This window comes from Thiolinea disciformis DSM 14473, assembly GCF_000371925.1.
Classification (GTDB): Bacteria; Pseudomonadota; Gammaproteobacteria; order Thiotrichales; family Thiotrichaceae; genus Thiolinea; species Thiolinea disciformis.
This window is the reverse complement of sequence record NZ_AQVE01000006.1, coordinates 182770-203035: the sequence shown is the minus strand read 5'-3', so window position 1 is coordinate 203035 and position 20266 is coordinate 182770. Positions and strand designations below refer to the sequence as shown.

Genomic DNA, 20266 nt, shown 5'->3' with positions numbered 1-20266 from the left:
ATACTCCTGTTCTGTAAAACCAAGCGCAACGACTTACTATCCCCGCTTAGAACATGTTGCAATGGGTGGATTCAAGCGTTCTTAAGTATTATTTGCAAGAAGGTAACGGGATAAACTGTTAATTGTTAATCACTGGTTGCGAACGTTAATATGGGTTTAACTGTTTCTGATGGTGTCATCACAATCCCTCGATCTTCTATTTGAGAACGTATATCAACAAAAGCATCCCACAGTAAGCCTGAATTCTGCGCTGGCGCTTTATAAACGAACAGGGTATTTTCGGGTTTAGCCGCCTTGTTCCTAAATAATTGCTCCATATTAGAAAGCCATGTAAGACCATGCTCCATAAGCTTTTTAGAGTGTTGATGCATGAAGTGAATAGGCTTGATGACCTTTGGATTCTGCTTGTTTTCATTTACGAAGGGTAATGTGACCTCAAAGTATTCTCTTCCAAGCTTGCGTTCCTTATAGTGCTCATCCAACTTTTCATGGCGCAATAAATCTTTAATACGTTGCTGCATACGCTCTTCATGCCCCAGTTCTACAATAAAATTGCGTTGAACGTAATTATCATAAAGTTTATCAAGCTCACCTTCAGGATTTTCCGTCACCAAGAACCGTGTGTTACTATACTGGACAATATCGTTGGTAGGTGCAACAAAGCTATTATAGGTTTGATCGATATAACGGCCATCTGCAATAATTTTATTGAGTGAAAGAAGCTCCACCTTTGCAATTTGTAGTGCATTTTTAAAGATTGCAACATCCAATTGATTAAAAAAACCAGTAATGCGCTTCGTATTATTAAGAGGCATTAACTTAAAAAACAACTCTTTGGTATCAACTGAAAAAAGCATGATACCAATATTTGCAAACTCCTCCGTTTCAACATAAGGTTGAAAACGAATGATATTGTATTTGCACGCATGTATCATGACGCTAACCTCTTCCAGAATGTTCCTGCGGTGACATCCTCATCCAGTTGATGTCTTATGCCAGTTGCATTAAAAAGTTCAGTTTCTTTCCAATCGCTTGGTGTCCGCCGCCAAGCCAAATCCCAGCTTTGTAAGGCCAATTCTAACAACTTTAGCCAACTTTCTCGCTTAACCATATCACTTTGTAGCACATCAATCGCCTCAGCGAATACATAAGTATCCCTAAATTTTTCTATATCGAAGTGCTCATCAAAAATTAAATTATGATCAATGATGTATAACTTTCCGTTTGCAAATAGCAAATTAGGATTTCCCGCCCTAGTATTAGGTCGTAGAGTTCTATCCTCATTACGAACCCACAAGTCAAAAAGTGTAACGAGTTGTCTTTCTTGTTCTGGAATCATAGCCACGTGATCCCATCGTAAATCTTTAGCATAAGGAATTGATTCTGATAAAAACAACTCAGAACGCCCCAATGCTCGCTGCACTTCCTCAGGTAATATTTTGAACAAGGCATCATTGACATAACCTATAGCAAAGGCAGGTATATTTAAGCCTAAGGATGATGCCAGAGTTCCCCCCATCCACTCGCAGATCAGACTTCTATAACCAGCATTTTTCCTTTGACATAATAGAGCTTTCCATTTGTAGCCTTGAAAATAAAAGGATTTGTTACCCCTTTTTCAGATCGTTTAACAAACTCAACTAGCTCTATCATTTATTCATTCTCATCCAAGTAACAATGCACCGAACTTGACCATTTCGCTGCACCCTAACGCGACTCTTTTTTATACTGCTATATAGGACTTTATACTGCTATATAGGACGTTATAAAAAAGCTTGTTGGAGCGGGTGAAGGGAATCGAACCCTCGTATGCAGCTTGGGAAGCTACCGTTCTACCATTGAACTACACCCGCGTGGCAGAATGATGAGGAGAGCCGTATTGTAAAACGAAATGTTTGCCACAACAATCTCACTATTCAGATTTTGGAGCAGGTAATGGCGGATAGTTTTGATTTTGCGGCGCGCGTTTTGCAGTGGTATGACCGTCATGGGCGTAAGTCTTTGCCGTGGCAACAAAATCCCACGCCCTATCGTGTGTGGATTTCCGAAATCATGCTGCAACAAACCCAAGTGACCACCGTCATCCCCTACTACGAACGCTTTATGCAGCGATTTCCCGAGGTAGTAAGCCTTGCCAATGCGCCGCAAGATGAGGTGTTGAAACTGTGGGAAGGTCTGGGTTATTACACCCGTGCGCGCAATCTACATAAAACCGCACAAATCATTCGGGATCAATACGCAGGCGAATTTCCACAAACACTGGAACAAGTTGAAGCACTCGCAGGCATAGGACGTTCGACGGCGGGTGCGATTTTATCCCTTGCACTCAATCAAAAACATGCGATTTTAGATGGCAATGTGAAACGCGTGTTGGCGCGCTTTCATGCGGTTTCAGGTGATCCGACCAAACCTGAATTCACCAAAAAACTCTGGCAATACGCGGAAAGTCATCTGCCCAACACACGCAATCATCACTATACCCAAGTAATGATGGATTTGGGGGCAACACTTTGTACCCGCTCTAATCCCACTTGTATGCTTTGCCCCTTACAAGAAGCTTGTCTGGCGTTTAAGCAAGGCAATCCGCAGGCTTATCCGAATGCAAAACCCTCAAAAATCTTGCCTGAAAAATCAGCCATTCTGCTGGTGTTGCGTAATAAAGATGGCGAATTTGCCCTACAACGCCGACCACCCACTGGAATTTGGGGCGGGTTATGGAGCTTTCCAGAATTTCCTGATCAGCAAAGCGCCTTGACTTCGCTGGCAAAAGCACCTAACACCATAAGCTCACTGGCCGTTATCAGTCATACTTTTTCTCACTTTCGTTTGCACTTGACTCCTCTGTTAATTGAACACGCCGATGACTTGCTCGCAACGGGGGTTATGGAAGGTGATGGCTGGGTTTGGTATAACAGTGAATCAACATTTAGCGGCGGGCTTTCCAGCGCGGCGCAACGTTTGTTAACAGCTTTGAAGGAGAAAACATGACACGAATAGTTAACTGCGTACTGCTCAAGCGCGAAGCAGAAGGCTTGGAGCGCCTCACTTACCCAGGGGATTTGGGCAAACGTATTTATGAAAATGTCTCCAAAGACGCTTGGCAAAAATGGCTTCGTCAGCAGACTATTCTGTTGAATGAATACCGTCTAAGCCCCATCAATCCGCGCGATCGGAAATTCTTGGAAGAAGAGATGGAAAAATTCTTTTTTGGTGAAGGCGCGTCGCGGGTCGATAATTTCAAGCCAGTCGAATGAAAAAAGGGAGCTAATGCTCCCTTTTTTAAAACCTAGATAAACTCAGCTTGGCGCTTTAGGCGTTTTCCAAATCATCGCCTCTAATTGCCAATGAGCTAACACATCAAGCGGTGGCATCTGACCTTGTGTGCCATCCCACTCACCCGCAAATAAATACATAATATTGCTGGATTTAGGTGCATAGCACATGACTTTGCCAGCCCATTCCTCCAACGCGGGAGCGCATTCTTCCGTATGACCCGCCTGATAAATCTCGTTAAACTTATCGCCGATTTTATTACCGAGCTGATTCCCTACTAAATTATCCTGTACCACTATCGAAAAAATACGCTCTTGCTTGTAATCCGGATTGATGCTCAAAATCGGTTTAACTTGCTGACGTACCGTGATAGCAGGAATTTCACCACCTTTTGTAAAACTGGTTTCTTGCGCCACATTAAAGTTCTGGAATGCATCGCCAATTTTTACCAAATTAAAAGGTGTTGCAGGATTTAATGGCCCTACGCCCTCTGTAGAAAGCATGAATAACGGCTTGGTCTGCTCTTTTGCCACCTGCTCCGTTTTGCCCTCCACATCACAACCTGCCACACCAAGCATGACTAAGCAGACAAGTCCTACTTTACTCCAGCCTAGTTTATCCATTGTTAGCTCCTTAGCCCTCCTGAATGGCTATATTTTGCACCATGCTTCTCGAATGCCTGTGTTGTTGCCAACAGCGTAATATACTTCTCTATTCTACTCGCTTCTGAACGCAGTGCAGCCATTTGTCAGTCTTTTTTTACCAGATAACATAAAATTTCCACCGAATAGTAAAGATGGGTCTATAAATAAACTGAACCGTAGCTGAATACTAGCTCTAACCAGTGGCGGTTCGAAAGACGTTGATGATGTGATGATCAAGGAGATAATGCCCAAGTCTTTTGCCAGAATGTTAAAATAATAAGCAGGCCTATACCAACAGCAAATGCTCCCAAGCCAAGGCCATTAAGGTAAAAGATTTCTCCTCCATTAAATCGCCGCCTCGTGCGGCGATTTTGCTATGCTAAGCCGCTTTACCGAGACTCAGCATCATGACTAGCCTATTAGACCACTATCACGGCACGCGTATCTGGCTAGTCGATGCTAGCATTTATGTCTTTCGCCCTTGGTTCAGCCGCAAACAAGTGGTATTCGATACAGCAGGCAATCCGGTTCATGCAGTACATGGTTTTTTGCGCTTCGTGCAGCAATTAATCATTAGCCACGAACCGCAATACATTGCCTTCGCCTTCGATACCAGCTTACAAACGTCTGTGCGCAAGCAAATTTACCCACCTTACAAAGCCAATCGTGCTGCTGCGCCGGATGAATTGAAATACCAATTCAAATGCTGCCGTGATTTCCTAGATGCCATGGGCTTGGTGCAAACCGCAAGCTTAGCGCACGAGGCAGATGATTTAATCGGTGCTTGGGTAAAGCAACAACGCCAAACGGATCGTCAATTACTGATTATTAGTGGTGATAAAGATCTTGCACAATTGATACAAGCGCATGATTTATGGTGGGATTTTGGACAACGTGCTCCCTTAAATGCGGGCGGTGTCAAAAGCACCTTAGGGGTTTGGCCTGAACAAATCGCAGATCAATTAGCACTGGCGGGGGATAAGGTGGACAATATTCCAGGTGTACCCGGGATTGGTATGTCGATTGCCGCTAAGTTACTGAAACGCTTTGGCACAATCGATCAACTGTTCGAGCAGCTCGATCACGTCGGGCAAATGCAAATTCACGGCGCCAAACGTGTACAAAAACTCCTAGCGGAGCACCAAGCTACTGTGCGGCTCTCGCGCCAACTCACTGGCATTGAATGCAATATTGCCAATATACCCAACGATTTAAAAAGACGCCCCAAAGACTTAACTAAACTCCAAGCCTTATGTGAAGTACTGGGCTATTCCGAAGAACAATACGAGTATTGGGCGATTATTTAATCGGATGACAAGCCTGCTTCATATTCCTCACTCAAAGTCATCCAGTCCATTTCTACGCTTTCCAATTTGGCCTCGAGCGTACTTTTATCTAACAATAGCTGCTTGAGTTTATTTTTATTCGCTTCACTGTAACTCTCAGGCTCAGCCAAAGCGGCTTCTAATTTAGCTTTCTGCGCATTGAGCTTATTCATCTCCTGCTCTAACTGATCGACTTTGCGCTTTAAAGGTTGTAACTGCTTACGCTTTTCAGCCGATTCGCGGCGTTGATCTTTGCGCCCCGCCGCACTATGCGAAGCAACTGACGCCTGTTGTGGTTGTTGTTCCGCTTCTTCAGCACGGAAACGATTCTGTAACCACACCGAATAATCTTCCAAATCGCCATCAAACTCCTGCGCCCTACCACGATCAACCAGCATTAATTTATCAGTAACTGTTTTTAATAAATGGCGGTCGTGCGACACAATAACCATTGCACCACTAAACGCTTGCAAAGCCATACTTAAGGCAAGACGCATGTCTAAATCTAAGTGATTGGTCGGTTCGTCAAGTAAGAGTAAATTAGGGCGCTGATAAATCAATAACGCCAAGGCTAAACGCGCTTTCTCACCACCCGAAAAAGGCGCTACAGCCTCCTCCACACGCTCACCATGAAAAGCAAACCCACCCAAATAATTACGCAAATCTTGTTCGCGGGCTTGCTTATCCAATTCACGCAAATGTTGAAGTGGTGATTGATCGGCTTTTAATTGCTCCAATTGATGCTGGGCGAAATAACCGATTTTTAAATCTTGTGCCTGCCAACATTCTCCTTGCTGTGCGGGCAATTGACCCGCCAAAAATTTAATTAAGGTTGACTTACCAGCGCCATTGGGGCCAATCAAACCAATCCGGTCACTGGGTAGAATTTGTAGCTTTACACCACTGACAATAGTTTTATCACCATAACCGACGCTAACCCGATCCATATTCCATAAACGATCCGGTAATTTTTCAGGATCACGAAATTTGAAATTGAAGGGTGAATCGACATGCGCAGGCGCAATAACCTCCATGCGCTCTAAAGCTTTAATACGACTTTGAGCTTGACGTGCTTTGGTGGCTTGAGCGCGGAAACGATCAATATATTTTTGAATATGCTCACGTTCGCGCTTTTGCTTTTCATACGCGGATTGTTGCTGAGAGAGTTTTTCTGCACGTGTGACTTCAAACGTCGAATAGTTACCGCTGTATAAAGTTAAGCGGCCTTGCTCAATATGGGCAATATGCGTGCAAATTGCGTCCAAAAATTCGCGATCATGCGAGATCAAGATCAGTGTGCCACGATAAGCCTTTAGCCAATCTTGCAACCAAATGACTGCATCTAAATCCAAGTGATTGGTCGGTTCGTCAAGCAATAATAAATCCGAGCGACACATCAAAGCCTGCGCCAAATTCAAGCGCATCCGCCAACCACCCGAAAAACTACTGACGGGGCGACGAATCTCGTCTGCTTTAAAGCCCAAGCCATGTAATAAAGTAGCAGCACGACTTTCGGCGGTATAACCATCAATCGCATCTAAACGCGCATGTAGCTCGCCTAAACGCACGCCTTCAGCCACCGCGATTTCTTCCTGCAAGCGAATATATTCTGCATCGCCATGCAAAGCATATTCCAAAGCGGTTTGCGAACTGGAAGGTGTTTCCTGCTTAACGTGTGCCAACACCCATGCAGGCGGCATGGAAAAATTGCCCTTATCCTGCCCCAATTCGCCGCGAATTAAGGCAAATAAGGTCGACTTCCCGACGCCATTCGCCCCAGTCAAACCCACTTTCTGGCCAGGGTGAATACTAAAAGTGGTATTGTCTAACAGGGCTTTGGAGCCGCGCCGAATCGAAATATCAGAAAAGACTAGCATGAAATACTTTTAATCATCAGGCTAAAAACAAGTTGCGCAGTATAGCCGATTTGCAAAACATTTTAGTATTTCCTCAAGCTGAATCGAACCACTCACGCTTCTAGCTGATAAAGCGGCTTATCCGCAGTCAAATGCACGGTACTAATTAAACGCTCCTGAAATCCGCCTGCGCAATAATGTAGATAAAATTGCCACAAACGATAAAACTGATGATCAAGCCCCAAACCCGCTAGCTTGTCTTGCTCGGCCTGCAAGCGCTGCGACCAGTGCTTCAAGGTCAGCGCATAATCCAAACCAATATCATGCAAACTGCTGATTTTCATATCTGTAAAGGCCGTCAGGTGCTGACTCATCACGGTAATCGAAGGCAAAAAGCCGCCGGGGAAAATATAGCGCTGAATAAAATCGGCCTGTTTACGATAGCGGTCATAACGTTGATCACTAATGGTAATAGCTTGTAGCAATAAGCGCCCATTTGGCTTTAGGAGTTGATTACATTGCTTAAAGAATTGCGGCAAATGCTGATGTCCCACTGCTTCAATCATCTCAATCGACACTAGCTTGTCGTATTGTCCGCTTAATTCGCGGTAATCTTTTTTCAATAAGGTAATCTGCTGTTCTAAGCCTTTGTCTTGAATCAGTTGCCGCACATAAGCGTATTGTGCATCCGAAATGGTGGTCGTGGTAACTTTGGCTTGACAATGTTCGGCAGCATAGACTGCTAAAGCGCCCCAGCCTGTGCCAATTTCCAATAAGGTGTCACCTTGTTTTAACTCCAAACGTTCGCAAATCAGCTTCAATTTATGGCGTTGAGCTTCGTGTAGGCTGCTGCTAGGGCTCGGGAATACCGCACTAGAATAGAGCATGGTCTCATCCAGAAACAGTTGGTAAAACGCATTGCCAAGGTCGTAATGTGCGACAATATTTTTCTTGGAGCCTGCCTTGGAATTGGGGCGTAAAGCATGGGCCATGCGATGCCCCATTTGACTAAACCATGAAAACCCGTGATCCAGTTGATCAAGCATGTGTTGATTGCGCACCAACACCCGAATCACTTTGGTTAAATCCGGTGTATCCCATAAACCTTCAACATAGGTTTCACCCGCCGCGATCGTTCCGCCTCCCCATAAGACTCTCGCATAGCCCTTGAGATCATGCACGGTAATATGCGCTTGCAAAGCGTGTTGTGGATTGCCAAAGGTATAAAAAGCTTCAGGGTCTTGAAGGGTCAAATAACCATAATTCAGTTTGGCGAGTAATTTTAAAAATAAGGCTTTCGCGAAAGCGGCTGAACCGAAGCTAAGGCTTTTACTGAATTTAACAGTGCTAAGGGTGGTCATACATTACTCTCCTTCGAAGGCGTTGGGTGCGGCACATAGGGCACCTTTTTCCAATACAGCTTGAGTGCCTGCCAATAAATACTGGCAACCGTTTTCATCGTCATAGCGGGAATCCGAAGCCATTGCGTTCTGAGCTCAGCTTTAGTGAGTGGTTTGCGCTCTAGCCGCAGCGATGCATCAAATAAACGCTCTTCGGCTTGATTGGTTATTTGCAGGTTTAAAACCTCACTCAGTGCACTAAACCGCCAGTGATAACGCATGTTCAAATTCATAAAGGGCGAAACGTGAAACACCTTTGGAATCGGTGCTTGGGTGCGTGCATCAATCAAATAACAGTGGCGCTCATTCCACGGCGTATTACTGACTTCCGCGAGCAAATAGCGCAACGTCCCATTGGCTTCATGGCAGTAATAGAAATTCACCGGACTAAAGTAAAAACCTAAGCAGCGCACTTGCCCGACAAATACGACTCGACCATCCAGATTATCCCCCCCTAAACTCGCGACTTTTTGCCAGACATCTTGGCGAGTGAGTTCAGACTTATGATCTAAATAATCGCTAGGGCGAAAACTCATTAAGGCCGAACGCTTGACCTTAAACCACCAGCCTAAATCAGCTAGGCTATTTAATTCATCCAAATCCAGCGCGAAGAGAAAAATCGAGTATTTAAAGCGATGTAGAGTGGGTTTATAGCGACAGTGTCCAACCACCCCACTATAGAGACAAGCGTTTAAAGCGCTCATAGCTGCACTCCTAAGCGGCGACAGACATCCACCGCGCTTTTCACCCCATCTTCGTGGAAGCCGTTATACCAATACGCGCCGCAAAAATGGGTATGTTGTTTCCCGCAAATCTCACTACGGCGGGCTTGCGCCTGCACCATGCTTTGACTAAACACCGGATGACTATAACGGTATTCGCCGAGAATTTTGCTAGGTTCAATCGCTGGGGTATTATTCAAAGTGACACAAAATGGCGGCGCATCTTGCGGCAAACGCTGCAAAATATTCATGCTATAGGTGACAGTGGCAGGCTGAGTCACTGACTCGCTTAAGTGATAGTTCCAACTGGCACGCGCTAAGGGAATGGAAGGCAATAAGCGTTCATCGTGATGCAAAATCACTTCATTTTTACGATAGGGAATCGCACCTAAAATACTGCGTTCTGCTTCAGAGGCATCACTCAAAAGCGCTAAGGCTTGATCGCTATGACAGGCTAAAATCACTTCATCAAAGCGCTGCGTAGCCTGTTCGGTACTAACTTGCACCCCTTGTGCAGTCCGCTGAATAGCTTTAATCGGAGTATTGAGATGAATATTCCCCGCAAACTGGCGTGTGAAATACGGAATATATCGCTTAGAACCGCCGGTGATGGTGTACCACTGCGGGCGATCTTGAATATTCAAGAGGCCGTGATTGTGGAAAAATTGAATAAAAAATTTGAGTGGAAAGGCTTCAATTTCGCCTATACTTGCCGACCAAATCGCTGCGCCCATCGGTAAAATATAATGCTTAGCAAAAAACTTACTAAAGCCTTCCTGCTTGAGAAATTCGCCTAAAGTTAATTCGGCTGAAACACCTTGTGCCGCTAGCGTTTTGCAGCGCTGGTTAAAGCGTACAATCTGCTGCAATAAACCATAAAAGCGTGGGTTCCACAGATTCGAGCGTTGGGCAAATAAACTATTTAAAGAGTTGCCGTTATAGACCAAACCCGTTTGCGCATTGGTGACACTAAAACTCATTTCAGTCGGCTGATAAGCCACGCCTAGTTCATGTAAAAAACTCTGGAAATAGGGATAAGTACGGTCATTGAAAACAATAAATCCGGTATCAATCGCCCAGCTTTTTCCCTGCACATTCACATCAATCGTGGCAGTGTGCCCACCGATATAATGATTAGCTTCAAATAGTTGCACTTCATGTTCGCGACTCAATAAATAACCGCAAGTCAAGCCCGAAATCCCTGATCCAATAATCGCAATTCTCATGAGCGCACCATCCTTTGACCCAACCACAATTGCAGGTTATAGGGGAAGCGATTTAATAAGCGCAGCATAAATACGAAGCTAGCAGGCGTGCTAATTAACTTTTTGCGCTTGGCTAAACCGCGCCGAATATCGCTAACCGCTCTAGTGACTGGAATGCGCATCGGCATAGGGAAATCGTTTTGGTCGGTAAGGGGAGTTTGCACAAAACCCGGTGTAATCAGGCTTACGTCAATCTGATGAGCTTTTAAATCCAAACTTAAGCTTTGTGCTAAATAGGCAATTGCTGCTTTACTCGCACCATAAGCCTCAGCACGGGTAAATGGAAATAAATAGGCACTGGAACCGACTAAAGCCAATTGCCCACCTGCGGGAATATGACGGGTGAAAGCTTCTAAGCAATACGCCATACCGAGCAGATTAGTTTGCATTAAACGGCTAAAGCGTTCGCTATCGAAATGCTTAGCATCGTCAATGTAAAGACTCGTGCCCGCATTCAAAATCACTAAATCCAAACTCTGGGTCAGACTTTGCCCTGCAGCTAATACCGCTTCACGATCAGTAACATCAAAGCTTAAGGTTTGGCAATGCGCTGGATTTTGCGCCTTTAAGCTAGCCAGCTTATCCGCATTGCGCCCGCAGGCTATCACTTGCCAGTCATCTTTGAGGTAATCGAGGGCGAGTTGCTGACCTATACCCGAGGTCGCACCTGTAATAAGTACCGTTTTCATGCTATAGCTCGCTTTTTGACGGTGCGAATCACACTGCCTAACACAGGAATATGCTCGTATAGCATTTGTCCAAGATCAGCATAATCGCGATGTTTTTCAATGTAGTGTTCATTGAATTGCAAATGGCTGGCACCTTCGACCTGAACAGCTTTACCACCATTCAAGCGCGGATGCACAAAGGTCATTGTCCACGTGACACAAGCTTGATTACTCTGATAAAACAGGCCTTTAATCACAAAACGACAGGATTCTAAGTGGGTGTAGAGTGCAGCAAAATAAGACTCAAAGGCCGCATAACCTTGTACGCGGTGCAGAGGATCTTGAAATTCAATATTAGGGCTATAAACGCTTTGCAAGGCTGACAAATTATCTTTCGCCAAACGCTCATATACTTGCTTAAAACGTTGTAATACATCAGGCAGCATCGCTATCCTCCAAGCATCCTTGTGGACTTCATACTGACTAAATTAGCAAGGTCAATGTCAAACTAACGTGAAGATGAAACGCGTTTAGGCTTAGTTGAGTAGCAACCATCCAACAGCCTATACTGTGGTCTATAGTGAACTAGGATGTGGCAAATGTTTGGCATTCACGATTTATGGTTATTTATTATTTCTGGCATTTTATTAAATATCACACCCGGGCCAGATACCTTATTTATCATGGCCAAAAGTGCATCGCAAGGCTGGAAAGCTGGTATTGCCGCGAGTTTAGGCATTTGTTCGGGTGTTTATGTGCATGTATTTGCGGCTGCTTTCGGTTTGTCCGCATTACTTGCAACTTCAGCCACCGCCTTTACCGTGGTGAAATTAGTCGGTGCTGCCTATTTGATTTATTTAGGTTGGTTGACCTTAAGTCAAAAAGCCCAAACCACTTCAATAACAACGTTATCACAGCAGCCTGCACAATCCTTGATGGCCATTTACCGCCAAGGATTTCTCACTAATATGCTCAACCCCAAAGTCGCGCTATTCTTCTTAGCGTTTGTCCCACAATTTATTTCTACAAGCGCTGAAAATACCGCGTTGGCTTTTATTACTTTAGGAACAATCTTTGATATTAATAGCCTGATTTGGTGCTTCCTAATAGCGCTTACCACAGCCTTCGCCAGAGATCATTTAAAAGTTAGTCAAAACGCTAAAGCTTTTTTAACTAAAGTAGTAGGCGCTTTATTTATTGGCTTAGGCATTCGCTTGGCAGTTTCGACACAGCATTAAGGTTTTTCAGCAATATTACCACTGGCTAGCTTCTGCAATGATGGATAGTAAAAACTATCCATTGCTCTTAAAGCAGGATAGTCCCTAAACCTTTAATTTCAATAAATATTAGGCAGAGGGCTAAGTATGATTAAAGCGACTTGTAATAGAATTCCTGCAATCAAGGGTGATAAATCAAACCCACCAACGAGACCCACTTTTTTTCGTATAGGTACCAAAATGGGATCTGTTAGATCATCTAATAAGGAAGCTAAGGGATTAGCACCATAATTTACAATCCAACTCAGCAACACCCGCACAAAAATAGCCGCAAATAAAATCCAAATAAGACTGCGTGTTAACTCAGCAATAGAGGCAATGACTATAATGGGTAAGGGAAAACCAATACCTCTAAGAAAATATACTAAGCTTATGGCAATAAATTGTACCGCAAACGCTAATACCAGCGAGGATGTATCTATTTTTCCAATCGCTGGAATAAAACGCCGTAAAGGTTTTAGTATAGGTTGAGTAATAGCCACCAAAAACTGTGAAACCGGATTGTAAAAATCCGCACGATTCAAAGCGAGTAAGAAACGCAATAAAATCGCACTAATATACAGCGATGATAAAGTGGCAATCAGAAAAATCGCAATATTTTGCAGCATTATTTTATCCTTTAGTGCTTGGCTTTGGCTAACTCATCAGCGCGTTGGGTAGCAGCGTGTAAAGCCTTGTGAAATAAGTCCTCCAAGCCACCTTGATTCAACACCGTTAAAGCAGCCTCGGTCGTGCCACCTTTTGAAGTCACTTGTTGGCGTAATTCAGCAGGCGCTGTACCGCTCTCAACGGCTAAACGCGCTGCACCCAACGCAGTTTGTAAAACTAATTGGCGGGCAGCATCAGGGCTCAAACCTAAACTTTCACCGGCTGCCTGCATAGCCTCCATGACACGGAAAAAGTAAGCGGGACCACTGCCTGACACTGCTGTCACCGCATCCAATTGCGCTTCATTATCAAACCACAACGCAATGCCAACGGCCTCCAAAATACGCTGCGCTAAAGCACGCTGCTCGCCTGAAACTTGTGCATTTGCATACAAGCCAGTTGCCCCACATTTTACTAAAGCAGGGGTATTGGGCATACAACGTACAATCGGCAAATTGCCACCTAACCACTGATCCAAAGCAGCAACACGGATACCCGCAGCCACCGAAATAATCAAGGGATGGGTTTGTTGTACTAACGCTTGCAACGCTTCAGCCACCGGCTTCATGACTTGTGGCTTGACGGCAAGCACGACCACCTGTGCCGCTTTTAACACCTCCAGATTATCGGTTGAAGTGAAAATAGCAGGCCATTGTTGTTGAATCTTGTTGAGTTGATCGGGTACCGGATCGGCAACACGCAAAGGCAAATCGGCTACTAAGCCCGCAATCAGGCTACGTGCCATATTGCCAGCGCCGATAAAAGCAATGGTTGGGGTTGTCATAAGCAAAGCCTCGATAAAAAACTGCGCTTATTCTAGCAAGAGCCGCGCCCAAGCCCTACTGCGATTTCAAATCATCCGCATAGCCTTCATCAGGACGAATAATTCCCACAAATTATTACCCTTGGTGGAAGAAAAATAGACGGGGATATGCCTACCGTGGAACTTCCTTTTGTGCGAAATATTACCCTGAAAGGGATAAAGGAAATTTAAGTTTTTGTAAGCGTAACGCAAGGCTTTCATGGTGAATTCATTGTGCGTGAAGTGTGCGCGCAATACATACAATGGCATTAACCCTAAAGAAACTTTACGCACCCCCTCTTTCTCAAAGGTTTTAATGGCCTCTAAAATAAGCGAAACACTCGTACCATTCGGCGCATTAACCGTCAGGCGATCAAAATTGTGGTAATAGCCAATGATCCTATTATTTTCATATATCGGATCAAAAATGGCCAAGCCGACTAATTTGCCGTTTTGCCTTGCCCAAAAACAACGCGTGTCTGGCTCATCGTCACGTACAAAGGGACGTGTTAATAAAATTAATTCTTTGCCACCCTTTTCTTGCATCCACTCTTTAGAAAGCGAGTCGATCTCAGCCGCAGCAAGTTGCGATAAGGGTTTTTCTTCAATCAGCACGTTTTCACGTACGCATTTATTACGCCACTGACGCAATTTGGAACGATCTTTACCCTCCAACGGAAAGGGTATAGGCAATTCGCAATCCTGCCCCATGTGATTCACGTCGTAACCAAGCTTTTCTAACACCTTGCCAATCGGCGCCGAGCATTGCAACACAATCGAGCGAGGGTGTTTGGCGATAAATCGCTGCAATAAGCCTTCCGCTTGATCCAGCGCACAGACTGGATCACTGAGCACAATATCACGCCCCCTAGGTGCCAATAACCAATGGCGGAAGGGATAATAAGCAACAAAACCAATATTCTCTTCGAGGTGATATTGCATCCCTGCTTGCAATACCGAATAACTCAGGCAATTACGCCCATATTGGCGCAGGTAGGGCATTAAGTTTGACAAATGTGGATTCACAAAATTATAAGGAATGGATTTTAATGATAAGGAACTTTGCGCTCATCAACGACTGTTGATAGGTAGGTTCCGGGCATTTGGTAATAACGGAAAAAGGTATCGACATAGTCAAAAGCTTTGTGTTGTGTATATTTTTTAGCAGGCTTAAAGAGCACATTGCTTAAATCCAAACCGATTCCGACTTGTAATTCTGTTTTCTTCTCAGGATACACTTTCTCTTCATCTTTCTTGAAGCCTTCCGTATGGTAGCTTAGGTTCAACTCTACATATTTCAAGGGTGTTGTTTTGAGTCTTTCAAATCCACCCAATTTCAAGACGCTTGAATAGGTATACCCTGAGTAGTCAATAATCGGATGATCACTATGTGTCTTAGTAGGATGATACTCTACACGTAGATCAAGCTTATCATCCAAGCCCTGCACCGTATTTTTCAGATAAGAAATACCGATGCCTGTGCTATTCATAAATAAATCTTCTTTTGAAAATCCATGATCAAGCGAATAACCATCAAACAACTCAACCCAAAACATTAAGCCTGCTGAAAACAAGGCGCTTTGTTTAGCGGAGTCATGAATATTGCCTGTTTTCTCGATCAAGCGTTTAGTCAGCACTTCATTAATTACATAAGAGCTATACAGATGCCCTAATTTATCAGCGCCTGCACTCCCTGTATCCGTACCAAACCAACCCTCATTAACCACCTTAAAAGAATGATTGCTACCCCAATCCCATGTCTTGAAGCCTAGATAATTAATACCAGCAAAAATAGTACCTAGCTCCCACTTCAATGCTTTAGCCGCATCTACAGTAGTTAAAGTAGGTTGTATGGTGTATTGGGAAAAAGGCTTGGGCGCTTGCTTAGGTTTAGCTTCTGCATAGACGCCGCTGCTTAAAAGCAGAGAAACGCCTAGTAATACAGCTAACTTCATAATATACCTACTATTAAGAATCAAATGCCCTGTTTTGATCGCGCACCATAAACAATGCAAGCAAACTACGACCTTCGGTGCATTCTTCACTCGCCAGCAGTTGATCCAAAGCACTTAACTTCCACGGTACTACCTCGATTGGCTCTGGCTCATCACCTTCACTGCGCGCCGGATATAAATCACGCGCTACCAGCAAATTAGTGTGATGACTCATATAACCGGGCGATAAACTAACACTTTTCAATAGGCGAATATCGTGTGCCCCATAACCAACCTCTTCCATAATTTCGCGATTGGCCGCAGCAATCATATCCTCGCCCTGTTCTACCTTACCTTTAGGCAAGGCTAGCTCATAGCGTCCTGTCCCTGCGCAATACTCGCGAATCAGTAATACAGTGTCAGCATCTAACATCGGCACGACTAACACCGCACCATGTCCTCGGCTGACGAGCCGCTCATAAACGCGCTGCTCGCCATTACTGAACTCCAAATAAACTTCTTCCACCTGAAATAGGCGGCTGCTAGCAACAATCTTAGCGCGATGGATGATAGGTAGTGTGTTCATACCTTCATTTTAGCTCACCAAGCCGTACTTATCACCTTGTCCTGATGCAGATAATGTAGATAGCCCCCCATCATAATCGAACGATCCTCGCCCCACGCGCTAGAATAGGTAGTACTGCCTGCCGTCTCGCCGATTACAGCTGGAAGCTGCGTTAAGCTACCCTGCGCTGTATCAATACTGAATCGCACCAATTCATCGCGGGTCCAATTGTAATAGCGCATTGATTCAGGGGTATTTTGTTCATTGGGCGCCGCTGTATCATGCAAACTAATCGGCAAGGCAACGCGCAAGGTATTACCCGTTTGTAAACTGGTAAAAGCATGATGGGTTTGGGAAACGGCGGTATTCGACCCCCGCTTACCTAAAATAATTTTATCCTTCTCAAATGGCTGAGCGGGATTGCTAATATCAATTAAAGATAATTTCACACCCTGATAAAACGCACTCCTTCCACTATCACCACTGCCAGTTTCTGTCACCACAGCATCTTTGCCGATACCTAATAAATAATGGTCACCGACAGGATGTAAATAATCGGAATAACCCTCAATCTCCAATTCGCTCAGCATGGTTGGATTAGCAGGATTCGACAGATCAAGAATATAGAGTGGATCGGTTAAGCGATAAGTTACTAAATAAGCGCGATCACCCACAAAGCGCGTTGCATAAATTTGCTCGCCAATTTTTCCTAAACTTTGTGGATTGGAACTATTCGGTAACGTGCCTACTATATCTAAGTTTTGTGTACTAGCATTTTCTTTTAAGGTATATAACTTAGCGGTAGAAGCCGTGTTAGAAGCCTGATCGCCGGTGAAACTAATCACTCTCAATACATCATTGTGCTCACTTAAACGAAAGGGTTTTAAGTCTTGATACCAGCCCAAATGGCCGTCGATACGACCCGAAGCTTTATAGCTAATGGCTCCCTCTTTTAAGGCAAACTTATGAATATCCGTTTGCACGGTACCGCTATAAGCCACCAGCGCATTAGCGGTCGCTGTATAGTTATACTGTGTGGTTGCTAAATAAATGGCACTGGGGGAAGCATATAAAGTTTCAGCATCCCCTATAAAGCATAAGCCCTTAGGAGTTGGATTGGTTGAACTCACATCGATCGCTAATAGAGAAATAATAGTATTAGAACTGGAATCTTTCGAATACTGCGTTTGCAAGCAAGACTGCTGTTCACTAAATAATTCGGCGGTATTCTGCCCGAGTGTGTAATTCGGCATGAGATCCTTTAGCGAAGCATTGTTAATAAGACTCCGATTAGCTGCCGCTTGTGCTTCTGTCGTTGGATAAGGTATTAGCGATTTCAAGTTAGGTGTATAACGGAGACTCACATACAGCATGGAGCCTACTAAACGACTACTGATTAGCTGCCCATCAATACTTAAGCTATTCAAGGCTTTAGGCGATTCTGGCTGGCTAATATCAATAAAAAACAATTGGCTACTTGGCTGAGTATTAACGGGCATAAACATCATATCCATGGCTGGCGTTAGCCAACTTCCCCAACCGTAAAAACGATCCTTCGCTAGCGCAATCACCGTTTTGTTATGCAGATATAAACCGCTTAATAAAGTATTGTTGCGTGTCACTAAGTCCAAGCTAGCCACGGGTGGTGCAGTAGCCCCATCAGGCTTAAAGACTAGCAACGACGGTTTATCTACCGAACTGGCATATAAATACTGTCCATCAGTTTTCAAACGATCTTCTTCATCAACACCTCGCTCCTGCGTATTAGTGCTCGAAGTCGCATTAATCGCTGTACTGGCAGTATCTGAGGGAGATGCAGTTGGATAATAATGTGTTTCAGAAGCTGTGCCATATTGTTTTAATAAGGTACTGCGCAGTCGATTCAGGAGAACAAAGTCTGAATCGCTTCTTTTCAATTTGGCTGAACTAAAACTAGGCTGAGTTGCCGACTCTTTATTATCCCCACAGCCCATCACCAAAAAGCTCGCCACAGTACATATAGCCACAGATTGCATCATGCTAGACACGATTTTTTACTCCTATACGGTTATTTTTATATTTCAAAACAGCTTATCTTAGATAAATTATCACTCCTAGCAAGCTATGAATTTAGATAACTCTCTTAAATTTCACATAAGATGAGATGTTTTTCAAAAAAGCCTATTTATAATATTTTTTTCTTACCTTTTATAGCATACTTCAAAAACCAAACCACTAATTTAATCCAACCTTTATTTCACATCAACAAAGAGGCAGTTATGTATAATAGGCTTATATTTCCCAAACAGCTTCATCGGTCGTCGCTCTATCGCCTAATCCTACTTACACTAACCTTGTTAATCAGTGGTTGTGGGAGCAGTGACGATTCGGACACGAATAATCAGTGTAATGTATCCGCCGTCACTTGTGCTCGAGGCGAGCAAGTACAAAGCAGTGATTGTACTTGTATTAAAACCGGTTTGCAGTAGGAGCGAATACCATGAAGAATAATCTTTTTCTAACAAAAACTTACTACGCAAGCTTAGCTTTATTATTGTTTAGCAACAACGCATTAGCCGCCCAATATACGATTCCAGACAGTATTTTTAGTGATAATGGTTGGGCTAAGCCCTTAGATGGAACCTTGTCGTCGAATACCGATTTTAATTATAACTCAGCAACCTACAAAGCGAACTTCGGCATTAATCATGGTGGAACCGATTTAATTTCAATTCTGAACAATCCAGTTTATGCGATCGATGATGGCGAAGTCTTAAGAGTAGCGCAACTGCCCAATAGTACTTTCTTTGGTATTAATGGCGATCTTTCGCATATTTTTGCCAAGCACACTGATATCAATGGTAAAGATTTTCTAGTGATTTATGGCCATGTCAGTGCGATTGATGGTTTAAAAGTGGGAGACAAAATCACCCAAGGTCAAAAAATTGGGGTGGTGAAAAAATTCAATTATCCGGATCATGTGCACTTTGGGATTAGCAGTGATGTGCAAGATTACCTAGTCCCTGTCTGGGGAAGTATTTATGGCAGTATTACCGATCCGATTGAGTTTCTAAAAAATACCAAAAACAAAGCCGCTCCCATTACTTATCGACCGCTGTTCAATGGCTCGGGTTCTTTGGTGGACGCTAGCTCGGAATGCTTAGGCTGCAACCGTGATGTGGCGGTGTTGCAGGCTTCTAGCAAAAACCTTTCTATGGCAGCTTTTCAGTGGATTTATAATGCCCAGACGTGTTCACACATCAATCTAAAAGCCACTGAAGCCGTCAATTTAAGCATTCAAACTAAAGCGTGGAGTGCCCAAAACTTTAAATCTGCGTTTACCGTTTCCTTAGCGGCTAATCAAGTCGTTAGTATCGCCAAAGCGGATGATATGATTCCTTGGTCATTGATCAGCATTGTGAGCCAACAAGCCCTTGCTAACAACGCAAGTTTGGAAGCAAGCTGCCAAGTTCAAGGGGCAAGCTTTCAGGAGGCCAATCGCCAAAGCGCAACACCACAAGCCATTGTGTTAGCGGATGGTAGTCAATGGGCAGGAACCGGTTCTATTATTAGCGCCATTGCCCAAAATGCTCACGGCTTTAATAAAGATGTTGCGATTAGCAGTTCTAGCAAAAGCACATCAAACTTCCAATGGCAGGCCACGAGTACTTGCTCCTCATTACAGTTAGTCGACTATCGCAAACCAAGCAGCACGCGTGCGGCACAAGTCTCTGTTAAATTATGGAATGCCAGCAATACTAGCTACGCCGCCAAATGCACTAGCCTTCCTTGCACGCTTAAAGCCGATGCGATGGGCTTTTATACGGTAGCGATTCAAACTGAAGCAGGCGTTATTGAGGGTAAAAACATCTTGGCTACTTGTACTAACTAAAACCAAGATAAGCAAT

At 44.1% G+C, this 20266-nt stretch carries 19 protein-coding genes, 1 tRNA gene and 1 pseudogene; 5 read left to right on the top strand and 16 right to left on the bottom strand.

Features of this window, described 5'->3' with window-relative positions; all coding sequences use genetic code 11:
- Window positions 1-125: 125 nt before the first annotated feature.
- From A3IE_RS0107060 to A3IE_RS0107045, 3 genes and pseudogenes are all read right to left on the bottom strand, one after another.
- The gene (locus tag A3IE_RS0107060) at window positions 126-935 is read right to left on the bottom strand and encodes a DUF3037 domain-containing protein (RefSeq protein WP_020394904.1); all 810 of its coding nucleotides are present in this window, start codon (window positions 933-935) and stop codon (window positions 126-128) included.
- Window positions 932-1653: pseudogene (locus A3IE_RS0107055) on the bottom strand (HipA family kinase). The gene A3IE_RS0107060 and the pseudogene A3IE_RS0107055 overlap by 4 nt, the downstream one beginning before the upstream one ends.
- 126 nt (window positions 1654-1779) lie before the next feature.
- Window positions 1780-1853 (bottom strand) — tRNA-Gly (locus A3IE_RS0107045).
- 82 nt (window positions 1854-1935) lie between these two features.
- On the opposite strand from A3IE_RS0107045, the gene mutY reads away from it, so the two are divergent.
- Window positions 1936-2988 carry an A/G-specific adenine glycosylase gene (gene mutY, locus A3IE_RS0107040; protein ID WP_020394901.1) on the top strand — a complete coding sequence of 351 codons (1053 nt, stop codon included), beginning with the start codon at window positions 1936-1938 and terminating at the stop codon, window positions 2986-2988.
- Window positions 2985-3254: an oxidative damage protection protein gene (locus A3IE_RS0107035; protein ID WP_020394900.1), complete on the top strand. Its 270-nt coding sequence runs from the start codon at window positions 2985-2987 to the stop codon at window positions 3252-3254. Before mutY ends, A3IE_RS0107035 begins: the two co-directional genes overlap by 4 nt.
- Window positions 3255-3296: 42 nt before the next feature.
- Here the strand turns inward: A3IE_RS0107035 and A3IE_RS0107030 are convergent, their stop codons facing one another.
- Complete coding sequence (locus tag A3IE_RS0107030) at window positions 3297-3896, bottom strand: DUF1131 family protein (protein WP_020394899.1); 600 nt, start codon at window positions 3894-3896, stop codon at window positions 3297-3299.
- Window positions 3897-4324: 428 nt separating this feature from the next.
- On the opposite strand from A3IE_RS0107030, the gene A3IE_RS0107025 reads away from it, so the two are divergent.
- Entirely contained in the window at window positions 4325-5224 is a 900-nt protein-coding gene (locus A3IE_RS0107025) for a 5'-3' exonuclease (RefSeq protein ID WP_020394898.1), read from the top strand.
- Here A3IE_RS0107025 and A3IE_RS0107020 read toward each other — a convergent pair.
- The 6 genes from A3IE_RS0107020 to A3IE_RS0106995 all read right to left on the bottom strand — a co-directional run bounded on the left by A3IE_RS0107020 (window position 5221) and on the right by A3IE_RS0106995 (window position 11599).
- Complete coding sequence (locus A3IE_RS0107020) at window positions 5221-7119, bottom strand: ATP-binding cassette domain-containing protein (protein ID WP_020394897.1); 1899 nt, start codon at window positions 7117-7119, stop codon at window positions 5221-5223. The genes A3IE_RS0107025 and A3IE_RS0107020 overlap by 4 nt on opposite strands.
- Before the next feature lie 92 nt (window positions 7120-7211).
- Window positions 7212-8459, bottom strand: a complete 1248-nt coding sequence (locus tag A3IE_RS0107015; RefSeq protein WP_020394896.1) for an SAM-dependent methyltransferase — start codon at window positions 8457-8459, stop codon at window positions 7212-7214.
- The gene (locus A3IE_RS0107010; RefSeq protein WP_020394895.1) at window positions 8456-9202 is read right to left on the bottom strand and encodes a DUF1365 domain-containing protein; all 747 of its coding nucleotides are present in this window, start codon (window positions 9200-9202) and stop codon (window positions 8456-8458) included. Before A3IE_RS0107010 ends, A3IE_RS0107015 begins: the two co-directional genes overlap by 4 nt.
- The gene (locus A3IE_RS0107005; RefSeq protein WP_020394894.1) at window positions 9199-10446 is read right to left on the bottom strand and encodes an NAD(P)/FAD-dependent oxidoreductase; all 1248 of its coding nucleotides are present in this window, start codon (window positions 10444-10446) and stop codon (window positions 9199-9201) included. Before A3IE_RS0107005 ends, A3IE_RS0107010 begins: the two co-directional genes overlap by 4 nt.
- Window positions 10443-11174: an SDR family NAD(P)-dependent oxidoreductase gene (locus A3IE_RS0107000; RefSeq protein ID WP_020394893.1), complete on the bottom strand. Its 732-nt coding sequence runs from the start codon at window positions 11172-11174 to the stop codon at window positions 10443-10445. The genes A3IE_RS0107005 and A3IE_RS0107000 overlap by 4 nt, the downstream gene beginning before the upstream one ends.
- Entirely contained in the window at window positions 11171-11599 is a 429-nt protein-coding gene (locus A3IE_RS0106995) for a nuclear transport factor 2 family protein (protein WP_020394892.1), read from the bottom strand. Before A3IE_RS0106995 ends, A3IE_RS0107000 begins: the two co-directional genes overlap by 4 nt.
- Before the next feature lie 153 nt (window positions 11600-11752).
- On the opposite strand from A3IE_RS0106995, the gene A3IE_RS0106990 reads away from it, so the two are divergent.
- A complete protein-coding gene (locus tag A3IE_RS0106990) occupies window positions 11753-12391 on the top strand; it encodes a LysE family translocator (RefSeq protein WP_020394891.1) in 639 nt (212 codons plus the stop codon).
- Between the two features lie 98 nt (window positions 12392-12489).
- On the opposite strand, the gene A3IE_RS0106985 is transcribed toward A3IE_RS0106990, so the two are convergent.
- From A3IE_RS0106985 to A3IE_RS0106960, 6 genes are all read right to left on the bottom strand, one after another.
- Window positions 12490-13038: a YggT family protein gene (locus A3IE_RS0106985; RefSeq protein ID WP_020394890.1), complete on the bottom strand. Its 549-nt coding sequence runs from the start codon at window positions 13036-13038 to the stop codon at window positions 12490-12492.
- 11 nt (window positions 13039-13049) lie between these two features.
- Window positions 13050-13862 carry a pyrroline-5-carboxylate reductase gene (gene proC / locus A3IE_RS0106980; protein WP_020394889.1) on the bottom strand — a complete coding sequence of 271 codons (813 nt, stop codon included), beginning with the start codon at window positions 13860-13862 and terminating at the stop codon, window positions 13050-13052.
- Window positions 13863-13928: 66 nt separating this feature from the next.
- Window positions 13929-14894 carry a DUF2156 domain-containing protein gene (locus A3IE_RS0106975; protein WP_157832847.1) on the bottom strand — a complete coding sequence of 322 codons (966 nt, stop codon included), beginning with the start codon at window positions 14892-14894 and terminating at the stop codon, window positions 13929-13931.
- A gap of 32 nt (window positions 14895-14926) precedes the next feature.
- Window positions 14927-15835 (bottom strand): DUF2279 domain-containing protein, encoded by a 909-nt coding sequence (locus tag A3IE_RS0106970; RefSeq protein WP_020394887.1) that lies wholly within the window; start codon window positions 15833-15835, stop codon window positions 14927-14929.
- A 13-nt stretch (window positions 15836-15848) separates the two neighbouring features.
- Entirely contained in the window at window positions 15849-16400 is a 552-nt protein-coding gene (nudE, locus tag A3IE_RS0106965) for an ADP compounds hydrolase NudE (RefSeq protein ID WP_020394886.1), read from the bottom strand.
- Window positions 16401-16414: 14 nt separating this feature from the next.
- Window positions 16415-18397, bottom strand: coding sequence for a beta-propeller domain-containing protein (locus A3IE_RS0106960; protein ID WP_020394885.1), 1983 nt, complete (start codon window positions 18395-18397; stop codon window positions 16415-16417).
- 461 nt (window positions 18398-18858) lie between these two features.
- Here A3IE_RS0106960 and A3IE_RS0106955 point away from each other — a divergent pair, with 461 nt between their 5' ends.
- A complete protein-coding gene (locus tag A3IE_RS0106955; protein ID WP_020394884.1) occupies window positions 18859-20250 on the top strand; it encodes a M23 family metallopeptidase in 1392 nt (463 codons plus the stop codon).
- The last annotated feature ends 16 nt before the right edge of the window (window positions 20251-20266 follow it).

Excerpts from the sequence above, each read along its gene's own strand:
- A3IE_RS0107035 (WP_020394900.1), top strand. The coding sequence starts at position 2,985 with ATGACACGAATAGTTAACTGCGTACTGCTCAAGCGCGAAGCAGAAGGC.
- A3IE_RS0106955 (WP_020394884.1), top strand. The coding sequence starts at position 18,859 with ATGAAGAATAATCTTTTTCTAACAAAAACTTACTACGCAAGCTTAGCT.
- A3IE_RS0107010 (WP_020394895.1), bottom strand. The coding sequence starts at position 9,202 with ATGAGCGCTTTAAACGCTTGTCTCTATAGTGGGGTGGTTGGACACTGT.
- A3IE_RS0106995 (WP_020394892.1), bottom strand. The coding sequence starts at position 11,599 with ATGCTGCCTGATGTATTACAACGTTTTAAGCAAGTATATGAGCGTTTG.
- proC (WP_020394889.1), bottom strand. The coding sequence starts at position 13,862 with ATGACAACCCCAACCATTGCTTTTATCGGCGCTGGCAATATGGCACGT.
- A3IE_RS0106990 (WP_020394891.1), top strand. The coding sequence starts at position 11,753 with ATGTTTGGCATTCACGATTTATGGTTATTTATTATTTCTGGCATTTTA.
- A3IE_RS0107005 (WP_020394894.1), bottom strand. The coding sequence starts at position 10,446 with ATGAGAATTGCGATTATTGGATCAGGGATTTCGGGCTTGACTTGCGGT.
- A3IE_RS0107025 (WP_020394898.1), top strand. The coding sequence starts at position 4,325 with ATGACTAGCCTATTAGACCACTATCACGGCACGCGTATCTGGCTAGTC.
- nudE (WP_020394886.1), bottom strand. The coding sequence starts at position 16,400 with ATGAACACACTACCTATCATCCATCGCGCTAAGATTGTTGCTAGCAGC.
- A3IE_RS0106970 (WP_020394887.1), bottom strand. The coding sequence starts at position 15,835 with ATGAAGTTAGCTGTATTACTAGGCGTTTCTCTGCTTTTAAGCAGCGGC.
- A3IE_RS0107030 (WP_020394899.1), bottom strand. The coding sequence starts at position 3,896 with ATGGATAAACTAGGCTGGAGTAAAGTAGGACTTGTCTGCTTAGTCATG.
- A3IE_RS0107060 (WP_020394904.1), bottom strand. The coding sequence starts at position 935 with ATGATACATGCGTGCAAATACAATATCATTCGTTTTCAACCTTATGTT.
- A3IE_RS0107015 (WP_020394896.1), bottom strand. The coding sequence starts at position 8,459 with ATGACCACCCTTAGCACTGTTAAATTCAGTAAAAGCCTTAGCTTCGGT.
- A3IE_RS0107000 (WP_020394893.1), bottom strand. The coding sequence starts at position 11,174 with ATGAAAACGGTACTTATTACAGGTGCGACCTCGGGTATAGGTCAGCAA.
- A3IE_RS0106985 (WP_020394890.1), bottom strand. The coding sequence starts at position 13,038 with ATGCTGCAAAATATTGCGATTTTTCTGATTGCCACTTTATCATCGCTG.
- A3IE_RS0107020 (WP_020394897.1), bottom strand. The coding sequence starts at position 7,119 with ATGCTAGTCTTTTCTGATATTTCGATTCGGCGCGGCTCCAAAGCCCTG.
- mutY (WP_020394901.1), top strand. The coding sequence starts at position 1,936 with ATGGCGGATAGTTTTGATTTTGCGGCGCGCGTTTTGCAGTGGTATGAC.
- A3IE_RS0106960 (WP_020394885.1), bottom strand. The coding sequence starts at position 18,397 with ATGATGCAATCTGTGGCTATATGTACTGTGGCGAGCTTTTTGGTGATG.